The organism is Jannaschia sp. W003 (assembly GCF_025144335.1).
In the GTDB taxonomy this organism is placed as follows: Bacteria; Pseudomonadota; Alphaproteobacteria; order Rhodobacterales; family Rhodobacteraceae; genus Jannaschia.
On record NZ_CP083539.1, the window covers coordinates 451057 to 465493 of the forward strand.

Here is a 14437-nt window from a genome sequence, read left to right on the forward strand (position 1 = left end):
GCGCCTAGCCCGGAACGTGCTCGCCCAGCCGCGGCACGGCGCGCGCGAGCACCCGCAGGAGGCGCGCCTCGGCGTCGGCCTCGGTCTCGCCCGCAGCGACCGGCGTCATCACCCGCACCAGACCGCCGTCGGTGCGCCCGCGCAGCGCGCCGTCGCGCAGCACCGCGAGGCGGGCGCGCCAGTCCGAGACGGTGCGCCCGCCGCGGCCCTCGAACCAGAACAGCACCAGCCGGCGCTCGGCGCCGCGGGTGATCACCGCGCGGTTCGCCTGCCATGCCCCGAGCCCCGGCGGGGCGACGCGGGCGTGCGCGAGGGCGGCCACCTCCCAGCCCCCCGCGGGCAGGCAGATCTCGGGCGAGTGGAGCCCCTCGCCCCCGACCTGGCTGCGGTACCACGCCGCGAAGAGGTTCACGGGCGCCCGCTCGCCGGGCGCCACCAGGGCGAGGTCCAGGTAGTCGGTGGCGCCCAGCGCGGCCTCCAGGGCGGGCGGCAGCGCCGTGGCGCGGCCCCGCCAGGGGCCGAGCGTGGCGGGAAAGGCCGCGAAGGGCGCGCGCGCCACCGCGCCCGCGTCGGGCGGCGGCGCGAGCGCGATCGCCAGCGCCGCCAGCGCCGTGGCCGCGGCGCCGGCCACCGCGGCGCGGGGCGCGCCCGCGCGGCCCAGGGCGCGCAGCGCCGCGCCCGCGTCGGCGCCGCCGAGGTCCAGCAGCGGGCCGGGGCGCGGCGCGAAGCACCGCAGCCCGGCGGCCAGCGCCAGCAGGAGGGCCAGGCAGGCCGCGAACACCGCCCAGCCCTGCAGCAGGTGCAGCGCGCCTTCCGCGGCGGCGATGCCCCAGCGGTCCACGGCGACGCCGATCAGCGCGATGCGTCCCGCGTTCAGCAGCACCGCCACGGGCGCGGCGGCGAGCACAAGGAGGGCTTTGCCCCAACCCGGCCCCCGGAAGCACACGGCCACGATCACCGCGAAGCTCAGGATCGGGAACATGTAGCGCAGCCCCGAGCAGGCCTCGGCCACCTCCAGCTGCCAGACCCCGAGGTCGATCACGTGGCCCTCCAGCCAGACCGGCACGCCGGCCAGCGCGATGGCGGCCACGCCCAGCTCCGCGCTCAGGCCCTGCAGCACGAGGTTCGCCTTCCACCACAGGAGCTGCGGCAAGGGCAGCATGAACACGAGGTGCCCGACCGCCGCCCAGTGCGTCGCCCCGCCCCGCCAACCGCGCCAGAGCAGCAGCATCGCCATGGCCCAGGCGATCAGCCCGTAGGCCGAGACGTCGCCGATGCCCGACCGCGCGCCCACCGCGGCCAGCGCGAGGGCGAGCCCGAGCACGAGCGCGCCGGGCCAGCGCGCACCGCCCACCGGGGGGGCGCCCTCGGCCTGCATGCCCCGCAGCAGCAGCCAGGCCGAGATCAGCGGGATCAGGGGGCCGTGGCTGTATTCCGGCGTGCTCCACGCCGCCCCGAGCGCCGCGAGGCCCGGTGCGAAGGCCGCCCCGGCGGCGAGCGCCAGCAACACCAGCAGCGCGGGCGCGGGCGCGGCGCGGCGGAGGGCAGCGGCGGTCACTCCGCCGCGCCGCCGAGCCGCGCCCGCGCCGCCGCCGTGACCGGCAGGGTGCCGTCGGCGTCGATCTCCACCACGCGGCGGAACCGCTCGGCGGCCTCGGCCTCGCGGCCCAGCGCGGCGTAGGTGCGGCCCAGGTGATACTGCGCGCCGGCATCAAGGGGCCGGGCGCGGGCGGCGGGCTCCAGATGGCTCAGGGCCTCGCCCAGGTCGCCCCGCAGGAACGCGACCCAGCCGTAGGTGTCCTGGAATGCCGGCACCGCGAGGCCCCGCAGGCCCCGCGCGGCCCGGTGCGCCCGCTCCACCGCGGCGGCGGACGGGTCGGCGCCGTCCGGGGCGGTGCGCGTCAGCAGCGCGGCGAGGTTGTTGCCCACCGCCGGGTCGGCGGCCCCGCCCTCCGCGGCGAGGCCTTCCAGCAGCGCCACCGCGGCGCCCGGCTCGCCCGCGGCATCCAGCCGGCTGCTCTCCATCAGGCGCAGCGCGCGCGAGTCGGGGCGCGCGCGCAGGGCCGCGGCCAGAACCGCGGCGGCGGCGGCCTCGTCGCGCTCCGCCCGCAGCAGCGGCACCAGGAGGACCGCGGCCTGCTCGTCGCCCGGATCCTCCGCCAGCAGCGCGCCGAGAGCGGTGCGCGCCGCCGCCGCGTCGCCCGCGGCGGTGTCGAGCGCCGCGCGCAGGAGGCGCAGGGGCCGCGACGCGGGCTGCGCGGCGAGCGCCTCGTCCAGATAGCGGCGCGCCTCGTCGCCGCGCCCGGCCCGCACGAGGGTCTGCACCACGGCGGCCACGGGGCGCAGCCCGTCGCCGCCATCGGCCACCAGACCGCCCAGGACGCCCAGCCCCTCGGCGTGGCGTCCCTGCGCGGCGAGCCGCGCGAGGTAGAGGCGCCCGGCCTCCTCCGCCGCGCCGGTCTCGCCGAGGCGCGCGATCAGCGTCGCCGCCTCGCCGCCGTGACCCAGCTCGATCAGCAGCTCGGCCAGGACAGCCAGCACCCGCGGGTCGCGGGGGGCCCGCTCCGCAGCGGCGCGCAGCACCCGCAGCGCCACGGCCGCCTGGCCGCCCTCGCGCAGGAAGGCGGCGTAGACCAGCGACGGGCCGGCGGCGGCGGCGGACATCTCCACCGCCGCGGCGAGCTGCTCGCCAGCGAGGGGCCGGCTTCCGGCGGCGAGGTGGGCCTCGGCCAGCTCCAGGAGGATCGCGGGGTCGCGGGGCGACTGGGCCAGCGCCACGCGCAGGGCCGCCACCGCCTCGTCGCCGCGCCCCGAGGCGGCCAGCCGGGCCGCCCGCAGGCGCAGGGCGCCCGCCTGCATCGGATCCTCATGCAGCACCGCGTCCACCGCGGCGGCGGCATCCCCGTCCCGCCCCATCGCCCCGAGCATCCGGGCCTGCATCACCCGCATGCGCCGCGCGAGGTCCGAGGGCGGCTCCTCGGCCAGCACCGCCTCGATCGCCGCGAGCCCCTCCTCCCGCGCGCCGGCGCGGAAGCGCGCGGCGGCGTGGGCCGCCTGCCAGTGGCGCCGCCCCGCGCCCGGCGCGCTGCCGTCCACGAGGCGGGCCAGCTCCCGCTCCGCCGCCTCGGGGCCGCGATGGTCCGCCAGGAAGGCGACCACAGCGGCATGGCCCGCGCGCGGGCCGTCGACGGGCCCGGCCAGGCCGCGCAGGAAGCGCTCGGCCTCGTCCAGCTGCCCGCGCGAGACGTGCCACGAGACCAGCAGGTGCCGGACGCGCGGGTCGTCCGGGAACATCGCCGCCACCTCGTGGAGGCGCGCGCCGGCCACGTCGCCGTCGCCGGTGCGGCCCAGCAGCGCGATGCGGTGGAGGTGCAGCTCGCGGTCGGTCGCGCCCCCCGCGAGCGCGGCGTCGAGCAGCGCCAGCGCCGCCGCCGCGTCGCCCTCCGCCTCGTGCCAGTCCAGCGCGATCCGCAGGAGCACCGGGTCGCCCGGCCGGTCGGCGCGCAGCGCGAGCGCGCGCGCCGCCGTGTCCGCCCGTGCCGCGGCGTCGCCCCCGCGCACCGCGGCGCGGTAGTCCAGCACAACCGCGGCCACGGCGCCCTCGGGCGCCCCCTCGCCCGCCCGGCTCAGGTGGCGGGCGTGGCGCTCCACCGCGTCCCAGGCGCCCCGGCGCAGGGCGAGGCCGAGGGCCCGCAGGTGCAGCGCCGCGTCGTCCGGCCGGCGCTCGGCCTGCTCGGCCACGAGGGCGTAGGCCCCGCCGAGGTCGCCGCCGCGCTCCAGCACCCCGGCTTGCGCGAGCGCGGCGCCCCGGTGCGCGGGCGCATGGAGCAGGGCGTTGCGGAACTGGATCAGCGCGCGCGCGGGATCGTCGGCGCGCACCAGTTCCACGCCCGAGACGAAGAACGCCTCGGCCTTCTCCTCGGGCGAGCGGCAGCCCGCCAGGGCCGTCGTGCCGGCGAGGAGGGCGAGCACGGCGAGGCGGTGGAGGGAATGGGTCATGGAGGCTCTCCTTCGGGAGGGGAAATCAGGTGCCGGTCGCGCGCAGCACCGCGCCGGTGGTGGCGAGGAGGATCGCCGCGTCGGTGCGGAGCCCCAGGGCGCGCTCGTAGGCGGCGTCGTGGCGGGCGCGGTCGGCGAAGGTGCCGCGGCCCCGGTCCGAGACCTGCCAGGCCCCGGTGATGCCGGGGCGCAGGCGGTAGTAGGCGCGGTCCGGGTAGAGGCCCTGCTGGGACGCGAGCATCGGCCGCGGCCCCACGAGGCTCATGTCGCCGCGCAGCACGTTCCAGAGCTGCGGCAGCTCGTCGAGCGAGAAGCGTCGCAGCACGGCGCCGACGGGGGTGACGCGCGGGTCGTGCCGGAGCTTCTGGTAGAGGTCCCACTCCCGCCGCGCCGCCGGGTCCGCGCGCAGGTGGCGCTCCAGCGCCGCGTCGGCGCCCGGCACCATGGTGCGCAGCTTCCACATGCGGAACGGGCGCCCGCCCCGGCCCACGCGGCTCTGCGTGAAGAGCGGCGCCCCGCCCCCCCAGAGCGCCGTCGGCAGGGCCAGCAGCGCCACGAGGGGCAGCGCCACCGGCGCGAGCAGCGCGACGCCCGCGAGGTCGAGGACCCGCTTCCCGCCCATCCGGTACCATCCCGGACCCGGGGTCCGGTCCGCGTCGACGGGGTGCGGGGTCGCGTACATCTCGTCCCTCCCTCTCGCGATGGCGGCGCGCGGCCGCGGAGGCACGCGCGCTCGGGGCGACTTCGACACGATTGGTATGGTTATTTTCCGACGCGCCCTCGGCCGTTCGTGGCGCCGGCGGGCCGACCGCGGGGCACTGCGCGCGATCGCCGCTTCCCGGTCGCCGCAGCGCCGGACACCGTTCCCGATGCCGACACAGTGACGCCCGATTGCCCCGCCATGGACGGGGGGCCGCCGAATCCGCCGGACGGGCGGGGCGGGACGGCCGCCGCACACTGCATATCCCGCGGCGGCGCCGGTCGAGGATCGAGCGAGGAGGTGCCCATGAGCGACGCGATCGACCACTTGATGCGGAGCCGCGGCCTCCGGACGCGGCCCTTCGGCTCCGCCCCCGAGACCCGCGCCGGCGCGATCCACGCCTCGCCCGCCCACGGGCGCGCCCGCGCCGTGCTGGACTACGGCATCCTGTCGCGCGCCTCGATGCTGCTGCTGACGGGCGGCACGGGCTGCGGCAAGACCACGCTCGCGGGAGAGATCGCCGCCGGGGCCGGCGACGCCGCGCTCGCGGTAGGAACGGTGTCGGGCCTTCGGGGCCGCACCGGCGCGCTCATGGACTTCGTGCTCGACGCCTTCGCGATCGAGCCGCCCGAGGGCGGCGGCGCCGCCGCCGCCGAGAGTGCCTTCGCCGCCCATCTCGTGGCCCGCTACGCCGAGGGACGCCGCACCCTCCTGATCGTGGACGACGCCCACTCCCTGCGCGACGACGAGATCGAAACGCTCGCCGCGCTGACCCACGTGAACACCGCCGAGGACGAGCTGGTGCAGGTGCTGCTGGTCGGCGACACGGCGCTGCGCGCGCGCCTCGATGCCCCGCGCCTCGCCCACGTCGCCGGGCGCATGGGCGTGACCGCGCACCTCGCGCCGATGGAGATCGCGGACTGCGTGGCCTACCTGCGCCACCGTATCGCCTTCGCGGGCGGCCCCGAGGACCTCTTCACCGACCGCGCGCTCCGGGACGTGGCCCTGGCCGCGGGCGGCGTGCCGCGTGCCGCCAACCTCCTCGCCGAGATCGTGCTGGTGCTCGGCCCCGACCGCGAGGGCGCGCCCATCGGCGCGCGCATGGTGGAACGCGCCGTGGCCGACGGCCTCGTGCTCCTGCCCGGCGCCGCCGCGGACCCCGTGGCCGCCCCGGCGGCGGCGGCCTGACCCGGTGGCGGACCTCGCCTTCCTCCTCGCGCTGTTCCGGCGCCGCGCCCACTGGTTCGCGCTGGTCGCCGCGCTGGTCGCCGCGCTGGGCCTGCTCTTGGCGATGCTCGCGCCCGCCACCTACCGCGCCTCCGCCAAGCTGGTCGTGGAGTCCGAGAAGATCCCCGACACCCTCGCCGCCTCCACGGTGCGGACCCAGGCGCTCGAGCACCTCCACATCATCGAGCAGCACATCCTGGCCCGCGAGACGCTCGTGGAGATGGCCGCCCGCATGGGTCTCCCGGGCCCCGAGGGCACCGCCGGCGACGCGCTGGTCGAGGACCTGCGCGCGCGCATCGCGGTGGAGATCACCGGCGACGCCTCCGTGCGCCAGCGCGCCGAGGCCACGCTGCTGTCGCTCGCCGTGGATGCCGCCACGCCGCAGGAGGCGGCCGCGATCACCAACGAGTTGGTGACCCTGGTGCTGGCCGAGGACGTGGCCATGCGCACCTCGGTGGCGCGCCAGACCCTCGACTTCTTCGCCGGCGAGGTCGCGCGCCTGGAGGCCGAGCTCACCCGTGCCGCGGCCGCCATACTGGCCTTCCGCGAGGAGCACCGCGAGGCGCTGCCCGACAGCCTGGAGTTCCGCCGCGCCCGCGTGGCCCTGCTGCGCGAGCAGCTCGTGGCGCTCGACGCGCGCCAGGACGAGGTGGAGCGCCGGGAGCGCCGGCAGGTGCGCCTCCACCGCTCGATCCACGGCATCGACGACACCGCCGCCGACCCGGCCCGCCCCCTGCCCTCCGCCGCCGGCTCCGCCGAGCGCCGCCGCCTGCGCGGCCTGCGCGCCCAGCGCGACGCCCTGCCCCGGGGCGATCCCGCGCGCGCCGAGTTCGACCGCCGCATCGCGGCGCTGGAGCGCCTCGTGGACGATGCGGCGGCCGCGGCGCCCCGCAGCGCCTACGAGCGGCGCCTCGACGACTTCGGCACGGAGCTGGCCGAGCTGGAGGCGCGCCGTGCCGGGTTCCTTGCCGAGATCGACGCGCTGGAGCGCTCCATCGCCGCCACCGCAGGCCTCGGCACCCAGCTCGCCGCGCTGGAGCGCGACGAGGGCAACCTGCGCGCGCAGTACGACGAGGCCGTGGCCGCCCGCGCCGTGGCCGAGACCGGCGACGCCATCGAGACCCTCAGCCGCGGCCAGCGCGTGGCCGTGATCGAGCAGGCGGTGCCGCCCTCGGCGCCCCACAGCCCGAACCGCGTGCTGATCGCCGCGGGCGGCCTCGCCGCGGGCGTGGCGCTGGGTCTGCTGGTGGTGTCGGCGATGGTGCTGCTGACCGGCGACCTGCGCCGCCCCGCCGACCTCGTGGCGGGCCTCGGCATCGCGCCCTTCGGCACCCTGCCCTACCTCTGCACCCGCGCGGAGCGGCGCCATGCGCGCCTGCGCCTCGCCGGCGGCACGGCGCTCGCCGCGCTCCTGCTCGCCGGCGGGCTGAGCGCGCTGCACCTCCTCGTCGCGCCGCTCGACCTCCTGGCCGCCGCGGTGCTGCGCGACGGGCCGGGCGCGATCCCCGAGATGATCCGCCTCGCCGTGCTGGAGCGGAGTTAGGAGATGGCCATGAGCATGAGACTGCAGGACGCGATCGCCCAGGCCCGCACGCTGCGCGAGGCGGTGCTCGCGGGGCGCGCGCCGCCGCCGCCCGCCGCCGCCACCGCCGCCGCACCCGCGGGCCCCGAGGTCGAGAGCGCCTGGGACGCGCTGCCCCGCCACGCGCCCGACCCGGAGCTGCTCGCCGCGCACCGGATCGTGACGCGCACCGGCGCCGAGGAGGGCGCGGCTCCCTTCGACGTGATCCGCACCAAGCTCCTGAGCGTCGCGCACGAGAAGGGCTGGCGCCGCGTCGCCGTCACCTCGCCCACGCCGGGCTGCGGCAAGTCCACCGTTTCGCTCAACCTCGCCTTCTCGCTCGCCCGCGGCGTCGGCCCACGCACCCTGCTGTGCGAGATGGACCTGCGCCGGCCCTCGCTCCAGCGGCTGCTCGCGCTGCCGGGGCGGCCGCAGCTCTCGCGCGCGCTCGAGGGCCGCGCGCCGGTCGACGACGCCCTCGTGCGCGTCGCGGACCGGCTCGCGATCGCGGCCAACGCCCGCCCCGCCGGCAACCCCGCCGAGACCTTCCACGCCCCCGCGATGGAGACCGCGCTCGCCGCGCTGGAGCGGCGCTACGCGCCCGGCCTCACGCTGTTCGACCTGCCGCCGATGATGGTCGGTGACGACGTGCTGGCCTTCGCGCCCCGCGCCGACGCCATGCTGATCGTGGCCGCCGCGGAGCACACCAGCGTGGCGCAGATCGACGTCTGCGAGCGCGAGATCGCCCGCCACTGCGAGGTGGCCGGCGTGATCCTCAACAAGTGCCACCACACCGGCGACGACTACGGCTACGGGTACGGCTACGGGTACGGCCATGGCGCCGACGGCTGACCCGCGGCCCGGGGCGGCGGCGGCCGCCGTGGTGGTGCCCCACCTCAACCAGCCCGCCGCCCTGCGTCGCTGCCTCGCGGCCCTCGCGGCAGGCACGGTCCGCCCCCGCGAGGTGGTGGTGGCCGACAACGGCTCGGACCCGCCCCCGCCCGCGGACCTCTGGGGCCTCCTGCCCGGCGCGCGCCTCGTCCACGCGCCCGAACCCGGCCCTGGCCCCGCGCGCAACGCCGGCGCCGCCGCCACGCACGCCCCGCTCCTCGCGTTCCTCGACAGCGACTGCCTGCCCGCCCCCGACTGGCTCCAGCGCGCCGTGGAGGCCCACCGCGCCGCGCCCCGCGCCGTGCTCGGCGGCGCCGTGCAGGTGCCCGCGCCCGACCGCCGCGGCGCGCCGGCCGCGGCCTACGAGGCGCTCTACGCCTTCCGCATGGACCGCTACGTCGCGCGCGAGGGCTTCGCCGGCGCCGGCAACATGGCCGTGCCCCGCACGGTCTGGGACGCGGTGGGGCCGATGCGCGGCGTGGGCTGCGCCGAGGACCGCGACTGGGGCCGCCGCGCCACGGCGCAGGGCCACCCCCTGCGATTCGTCGCCTCCATGCGCGCCACGCACCCCGCCCGCCCCTCGCTCGCCGCGCTGCGCGCCAAGTGGGACCGGCAGATCGCCCACGACTTCGCCGCGCTCGCCCGCGGCGGGCGCCTCCGCTGGGCGGTCAAGGCGCTCGCCCTGCCGCTCTCGGTCGCCGCCGAGCTGCCCCGCGTCCTCCTCTCGCCGCGCCTGCGCGGCGCCGGCGTCCGCCTCGACGCGCTGGAGGGCCTCCTCGCGGTGCGCCTCCACCGCGCGCGCCGGATGCTCGCGCTGCTCGTGCATCCCGCCGCCGCGGCCGGGCACGCCGCGCGCTGGAACCGCGGATGAGCCGCGCGCCCCGACGCGGCGGCCTCACGCTTGCCGGGGGCCTGGCCGGCGCCGCCGCGCTGCAGCTGGGCCGCAACCTCGCGCTCGCCGCGTTGCTGCCCGCCGCCGACTACGGGCGCGCCGCCGCGCTCGCGGTGATGCTGGCGGGCGTGGAGCTGGCGGTCCTCGGCGGCCTCCAGGTGCGCATGGTGCAGCACCCCCGCGGCGGCGCCGTCCCCGTGCAGGCCGCGATGCAGGGCTTCGTCGCCCTGCGCGCCGCGCTTGCCGCCGCGCTCGCGCTCCTCCTGGCCGCGCCGCTGGCCGCGCTGCTGGGGCTGCCCGAGCTGCGCTGGGGCTTCGCCGCGCTGGCCCTTGCCGCCCCGCTCATGGCCGCCGCCCATCTCGACCGCGACCGCTTCCGCCGCGCCCGCCGCTTTGGGCCGGGCGCCCTGTGCCTGGCCGGGGGGGCCGCCGCCTCGCTCCTGGCGGCGGTGCCGCTGGCGTGGTGGCTGGGGGACTGGCGGGCGATGCTAGGCGCCATCCTGGTGCAGCACGCCGCCACCGCCGCGCTGTCGCACGCCGCCGCGCGCCGCCCCTTCCGCATCGCCTTTCCGCGCGGCGAGATCGCCGCCGCCGCCCGCTTCACCGCGCCGCTGATGCTGGCCGGGGCGCTGATGCTGCTGGCCGCGCAGGGCGACCGGATGCTCGTGGCCCGTGCCCTCGGTCCCGAGGCCCTCGGCGCCTTCGCGCTCGCCATGGCCCTCGCCACCGCGCCCGCGCAGATGGCGGTGCAGGTGCTGGCCGGCCTCCACATGCCCCTGCTCGCCCGCGCGCGGCCCGGTCCCGCCTTCGCCGCCGCGGCGGGCCACGCCGCCACCCGCGCCGCGCTGGCCGGCGCGGCGCTGATCGCCGCCGCCGCCCTCGGACGCCCCCTGCTGGAGCGCCTCGTGCAGGGCGACCTCGCCCCCGCCGCCGCGCTGGTGGTGCCCGCGGCCGCGGCCCAGGCGCTGCGAGTCCTGCGACACATGGTCGGCGTGGCGGCGCTGGCCCGGGGCGACGCGCGCAGCGACCTTGCCGGCAACCTGCCGCGGGTCGCCGCGCTGCTCGGGGCGGGCGCGATCCTGGCCGCGGGCGGCCCCCTCGCCGCCGTTCTGGGCGCCGCGGCCGCGGGCGAGGCGGCCGGCCTCGCGGTCCTGCTCCGGCGCTTGCGCGCCGTGCCCGGGGCCGTGCCGACCCTCGCCCGCCCCGTGCTCGCGCTCGGACCGGCCGCCGCCGCCGCGTTCCTCCTGCCCGGCCCCCTCGCCGCGCTGCCCGCCCTCCTCGCCGCGGCCCTCCTCGCCGTGCCGCGCCCCCTGCCCCTGCCCGCCGGAGACACCCCGTGACCCGAGCCCGCCTCCTCCTCGCCGCCCTCCTCCTCGCGCTCGCCGCCCCGCTCCCCGCGTCCGCGGCGGACGGCGCGCTGCCGCAGATCCGGGTCGCCTACGACGCCGCGGCCGGCAAGGTCCGCGCCTTCACCCGCGAGGGCCGCGAGCGCGCCGCGATCGACGCCCCCCGCGGCGCGATCCCGCTCGGCGAGGGCGCCGACGCGTTCCGCATCCCGCCCGAGGTGATGGCCCCGTTCTTCGACGCCCGCGACGTCTCGCTGGCGCTGACCGTGCGCGCCGAGGGGCCGGGCGCCGGGGAGATGCTGCGCATCCACCGCGCGCTCGAGGTCTCCGTCGGCCGCGGCGGCAGCCTGCGGGTGGGGCTCTGGACGCCCGGCGGCGTGTGGCACCACGCGGTGGTGCGGCGCGCGCGCATCGACGACGGCGCGCCGCACCGCATCGCCATCGACTACGACGCCGGGACCGGCGAGCTGCGCGTCGGCGTCGACGGCGGCACGCCCGCGGTCGCCTTCCTCGGGGGGCGCACCCGGCCCGCGGAGCACTGGGGCCTGGCGCTGGGCAACCCCTTCGGCGACCGGCCGACCTGGCGGGGCGAGGTCTCGGCCTTCGCGCTGATGAGCCGCACCGCGCCGTGAGCGCCGCGGCCCCGACTCTCCGGCCCGCCGCGCCGCCCTGGGCGCGGGGGCGTGACGCCGCCCCGCCGCCGCCGCGATCCGCCGCGGCAGCGGCGGGCGCCCCCGCGCGCCTCGGCCCGCTCGTGTGGCTGTTCCTCGCCGCGATCGTGCTGCCCGTGACCGTGGACCTCGGCTCGCTGGCCCTCAGCGGATTGCGGATCCTGTGCCTCCTCGCCGTGCTGCCGCTGCTCGCGGGCCTCCTGTCAGGCCGCCACGGGCGCGTGATCGCCGCCGACTGGCTGGCCCTCGCCCACGTCGCGTGGATGGCCCTGTCGCTCGCCCTCAGCGAGGGCGCGGCGGCGGTGCAGCTCGCCGGCTCGATGGGGGTGGAGTTCCTGGGCGGCTACCTCATCGCCCGCGTCCACGTGCGCGACCTCGCCGCGTTCCGGCGCCTGTGCGCGGCGCTGACCCTCGTGCTGCTGGCCCTGCTGCCCGTGGCCCTCGTGGAGGCGCGCACCGGCGTGCCGGTGATCCCCTCCGCGATCGAGCGCATCCCCGGCGTCGGCTCGGCCGGCGACGTGGACGCCCAGATGCGCCTCGGGCTGCACCGGGTGCAGGCGGTGTTCGTGCATCCGATCCACTTCGGCCTGTTCGCCGCGGTCGCCTTCGCGCTGTGCTGGACGGCGCTGCAGGACCGGGTGCCCGCGGTCCCCCGCGCGCTCGCGGCGGGGGCGATCGCGCTCTCGGGGTTCCTGTCGCTCAGCTCGGGCGGCATCCTGGCGGTGGCGCTGCAGGTGGCGCTGATCGCCTGGGCGGCGGCGCTGCCGGCCCGCATCCCGCGCTGGTGGATCCTCGCCGCGCTCTTCGCGCTGGCCTACGCGGTGGTGGACCTCCTGTCCAACCGCACGCCGCTCCACGTGTTCCTGAGCTACGCCACCTTCTCGGCCCACACCGCCTACTGGCGCCTCCTGATCCTGGAATGGGGCCTCGTGAACGTCGCGGCCCACCCGTGGTTCGGCATCGGCATGGCGGACTGGATGCGGCCCGCATGGATGCACTCGGACTCGGTCGACAACTTCTGGCTGATCGCGGCGATGCGCCACGGCGTGCCGGGCTTCGTGACGCTCGCGGGCTGCTGGCTGGCCGTGCTGGTGCCGGTGATGCGCCGTCCCTTCGCGGCGGAGGGCGCGCTGGGCACGGCGCGGCGGGCCTGGGTGTTCTCGATCGTGGGACTGATCTTCACGCTGTTCACGGTCCACGCCTGGGGCAGCGTCTACAGCTTCGTGATGTTCCTGCTCGGCTCGGGCGCCTGGATGCTCCATGCCGAGGAGGGCGCCCCCCGCGGCGCCGCGGCCGCGCCCCCGTCCCGGGCGCGTCCCCATTCGCGCTTCCCGGCGCCCGCCGCCGCCCCGTGAGCGCGCCGCCCGCCCTGGGCGTGGTCGTGGTGTGCCACGACGCCGAGGCCGTGGTCGGCCCGTGCCTCGGCTCGCTGATGGCCTCGCAGGGCGCGGCGCTCGACGTGGTGGTGGTGGACAACGCCTCGCGCGACGCGACCGCCGCCGCGGTCTGCGCCGTGCGCGCCCCCGCCCCGCACCGCCTGCGGCTGGTGAAGGCGGGGCGCAACGGGGGCTTCGCGGCGGGCGTGAACCTCGGGCTCGGGGCACTGGAGCACGCCCCCCGCGTCTGGCTCCTGAACCCCGACTGCACCGTCCCCCCCGGCACCGCCCAGCGCCTCGCCGCCCACCCCGAGGGCTTCGGACTGCTCGGGGGCCGGGTGCTCTACGAAGGGTCGGGCCGCATCCAGACCGACGGCGGGACGCTGGACCGCCGCACGGGCCGCACGCGCAACGTCCACCAGGGCGCGCCTGCGGACGCGCCCGCCCCGGACCCGGCGGCGATGGACTTCGTGACCGGCGCCTCGCTCGTGGCGAGCCGCGCCTTCCTCCGCCGCGCCGGGCCGATGCCCGAGGACTACTTCCTCTACTACGAGGAGGTGGCGTGGGCGCGGCGGAGGGGCGACCTCGCCCTCGCCCACGACCCGGAGGCGGTGGTGCTGCACGCGGCCGGGCACTCCATCGGCTCGGGACGCCCCGATCGCGAGCCCTCGCCGCTGTCGCTGTGGTTCCTCCACCGCAGCCGCCAGCGCTTCGCCGCCCGGCACTTCGGCGCGAGGGTCGTGCCGCGCCTCTGGACCCTCGCGAAGGCGGCGCAGGCTCTGAGCTGGGGCCGTTGGACCTCCGCGGGCGTGCTCGCCCGCGTGGCGCTCGGCCTGCCGGCCCCGGGGTCGGTGCGCGCCCGCGTCCCGCCCGAGGCGCTGCGCTAGGCGGTCAGGCCCTCGGGCTCCGCCAGCCCGTTGGCACGGCAGGCGGCGGTGACGGTGTTGGCGAGCAGGCACGCGATGGTCATCGGCCCGACGCCGCCCGGCACGGGGGTGATGGCGCCCGCGACCTCCGCGCAGCTCTCGAAATGGCAGTCGCCGAGCAGCCGGTCCTTGCCGCCCGTCCCCGCGGCGCGGTTGATACCGACGTCGATCACGGTGGCGCCCGGCTTGATCCAGTCGCCTCGCACCATCTCGGGGCGACCCACGGCGGCGACCACGATGTCGGCGCGGCGGGTGACGGCCTCGATGTCCCGTGTGCGCGAGTGGGCGATGGTCACGGTGCAGCTGTCGCCGAGCAGCAGCTGCGCCATGGGCTTGCCGACGATGTTGGAGCGCCCGATCACCACCGCCTCGAGGCCTGCGAGGTTGCCGAGCCGCTCGCGCAGCATCATCAGGCAGCCGAGCGGCGTGCAGGGCACCATGGCCTTCTGGCCCGTCCCCAGAAGCCCGACGTTCGAGACGTGGAACCCGTCCACGTCCTTCGCGGGCGCGACGGCGGCCAGCACCTTGGCGGCATCGACGTGGGCCGGCAGGGGCAACTGGCACAGGATGCCGTGCACCGCGTCGTCCACGTTGAGGCGGTGGATCAGCGACAGGAGGTCCGCCTCGGAGACGTCCGCGGGCAGGCGGTGCTCGAAGCTCTCCATGCCCGCCTCGCGGGTCTGGCGCCCCTTGTTGCGCACGTAGACCGCCGAGGCCGGGTCCTCGCCCACCAGCACCACCGCCAGCCCGGGGTTCACCCCCGCCGCCTTCAGCCGCAGCACCTCGTCCGCCACCCGCACCCGCACCCTGGCCGCGAAGGCCTTTCCGTCGATGATCTCAGCCGCCAT

The 14437-nt window shown here is 78.5% G+C and carries 12 protein-coding genes; 8 read left to right on the forward strand and 4 right to left on the reverse strand.

The features are described from left to right. Positions 1-4: 4 nt before the first annotated feature. From xrtD to K3554_RS02105, 3 genes are read right to left on the reverse strand one after another with little or no spacing between them, the layout of a single operon-like run. The gene (gene xrtD, locus K3554_RS02095; protein WP_259942879.1) at positions 5-1558 is read right to left on the reverse strand and encodes a VPLPA-CTERM-specific exosortase XrtD; all 1554 of its coding nucleotides are present in this window, start codon (positions 1556-1558) and stop codon (positions 5-7) included. Next, complete coding sequence (locus K3554_RS02100) at positions 1555-3999, reverse strand: tetratricopeptide repeat protein (RefSeq protein WP_259942881.1); 2445 nt, start codon at positions 3997-3999, stop codon at positions 1555-1557. Before K3554_RS02100 ends, xrtD begins: the two co-directional genes overlap by 4 nt. A 25-nt stretch (positions 4000-4024) precedes the next feature. Next, complete coding sequence (locus K3554_RS02105; RefSeq protein WP_259942883.1) at positions 4025-4681, reverse strand: sugar transferase; 657 nt, start codon at positions 4679-4681, stop codon at positions 4025-4027. A gap of 324 nt (positions 4682-5005) precedes the next feature. Between K3554_RS02105 and K3554_RS02110 the strand changes: the two genes are divergently transcribed. The 8 genes from K3554_RS02110 to K3554_RS02145 are packed head-to-tail and all read left to right on the forward strand — an operon-like array spanning position 5006 to position 13550. Next, positions 5006-5887 (forward strand): ExeA family protein, encoded by an 882-nt coding sequence (locus K3554_RS02110; protein ID WP_259942885.1) that lies wholly within the window; start codon positions 5006-5008, stop codon positions 5885-5887. Between the two features lie 4 nt (positions 5888-5891). Further along, entirely contained in the window at positions 5892-7469 is a 1578-nt protein-coding gene (locus tag K3554_RS02115) for a Wzz/FepE/Etk N-terminal domain-containing protein (RefSeq protein ID WP_259942886.1), read from the forward strand. Between the two features lie 9 nt (positions 7470-7478). Continuing rightward, entirely contained in the window at positions 7479-8339 is an 861-nt protein-coding gene (locus K3554_RS02120; protein WP_259942888.1) for a CpsD/CapB family tyrosine-protein kinase, read from the forward strand. Then, positions 8323-9249 carry a glycosyltransferase family 2 protein gene (locus K3554_RS02125; RefSeq protein ID WP_259942890.1) on the forward strand — a complete coding sequence of 309 codons (927 nt, stop codon included), beginning with the start codon at positions 8323-8325 and terminating at the stop codon, positions 9247-9249. Before K3554_RS02120 ends, K3554_RS02125 begins: the two co-directional genes overlap by 17 nt. Continuing rightward, a complete protein-coding gene (locus tag K3554_RS02130; protein ID WP_259942892.1) occupies positions 9246-10610 on the forward strand; it encodes an oligosaccharide flippase family protein in 1365 nt (454 codons plus the stop codon). The genes K3554_RS02125 and K3554_RS02130 overlap by 4 nt, the downstream gene beginning before the upstream one ends. After that, positions 10607-11248, forward strand: coding sequence for a hypothetical protein (locus K3554_RS02135; RefSeq protein ID WP_259942895.1), 642 nt, complete (start codon positions 10607-10609; stop codon positions 11246-11248). Before K3554_RS02130 ends, K3554_RS02135 begins: the two co-directional genes overlap by 4 nt. Beyond that, positions 11245-12642, forward strand: a complete 1398-nt coding sequence (locus tag K3554_RS02140; protein WP_259942897.1) for an O-antigen ligase — start codon at positions 11245-11247, stop codon at positions 12640-12642. The genes K3554_RS02135 and K3554_RS02140 overlap by 4 nt, the downstream gene beginning before the upstream one ends. Then, positions 12639-13550, forward strand: a complete 912-nt coding sequence (locus K3554_RS02145; protein ID WP_259942900.1) for a glycosyltransferase family 2 protein — start codon at positions 12639-12641, stop codon at positions 13548-13550. The genes K3554_RS02140 and K3554_RS02145 overlap by 4 nt, the downstream gene beginning before the upstream one ends. Here the strand turns inward: K3554_RS02145 and folD are convergent. Then, the gene (gene folD / locus K3554_RS02150) at positions 13547-14437 is read right to left on the reverse strand and encodes a bifunctional methylenetetrahydrofolate dehydrogenase/methenyltetrahydrofolate cyclohydrolase FolD (protein WP_259942901.1); all 891 of its coding nucleotides are present in this window, start codon (positions 14435-14437) and stop codon (positions 13547-13549) included. The two genes, K3554_RS02145 and folD, sit on opposite strands and share 4 nt — an antisense overlap.

What these genes read in the sequence shown, in the direction of transcription:
- K3554_RS02100 (WP_259942881.1), bottom strand. Translation starts at nt 3,999, where the DNA reads ATGACCCATTCCCTCCACCGCCTCGCCGTGCTCGCCCTCCTCGCCGGC.
- K3554_RS02105 (WP_259942883.1), bottom strand. Translation starts at nt 4,681, where the DNA reads ATGTACGCGACCCCGCACCCCGTCGACGCGGACCGGACCCCGGGTCCG.
- K3554_RS02110 (WP_259942885.1), top strand. Translation starts at nt 5,006, where the DNA reads ATGAGCGACGCGATCGACCACTTGATGCGGAGCCGCGGCCTCCGGACG.
- K3554_RS02120 (WP_259942888.1), top strand. Translation starts at nt 7,479, where the DNA reads ATGAGCATGAGACTGCAGGACGCGATCGCCCAGGCCCGCACGCTGCGC.
- K3554_RS02125 (WP_259942890.1), top strand. Translation starts at nt 8,323, where the DNA reads ATGGCGCCGACGGCTGACCCGCGGCCCGGGGCGGCGGCGGCCGCCGTG.
- K3554_RS02130 (WP_259942892.1), top strand. Translation starts at nt 9,246, where the DNA reads ATGAGCCGCGCGCCCCGACGCGGCGGCCTCACGCTTGCCGGGGGCCTG.
- folD (WP_259942901.1), bottom strand. Translation starts at nt 14,437, where the DNA reads ATGGCGGCTGAGATCATCGACGGAAAGGCCTTCGCGGCCAGGGTGCGG.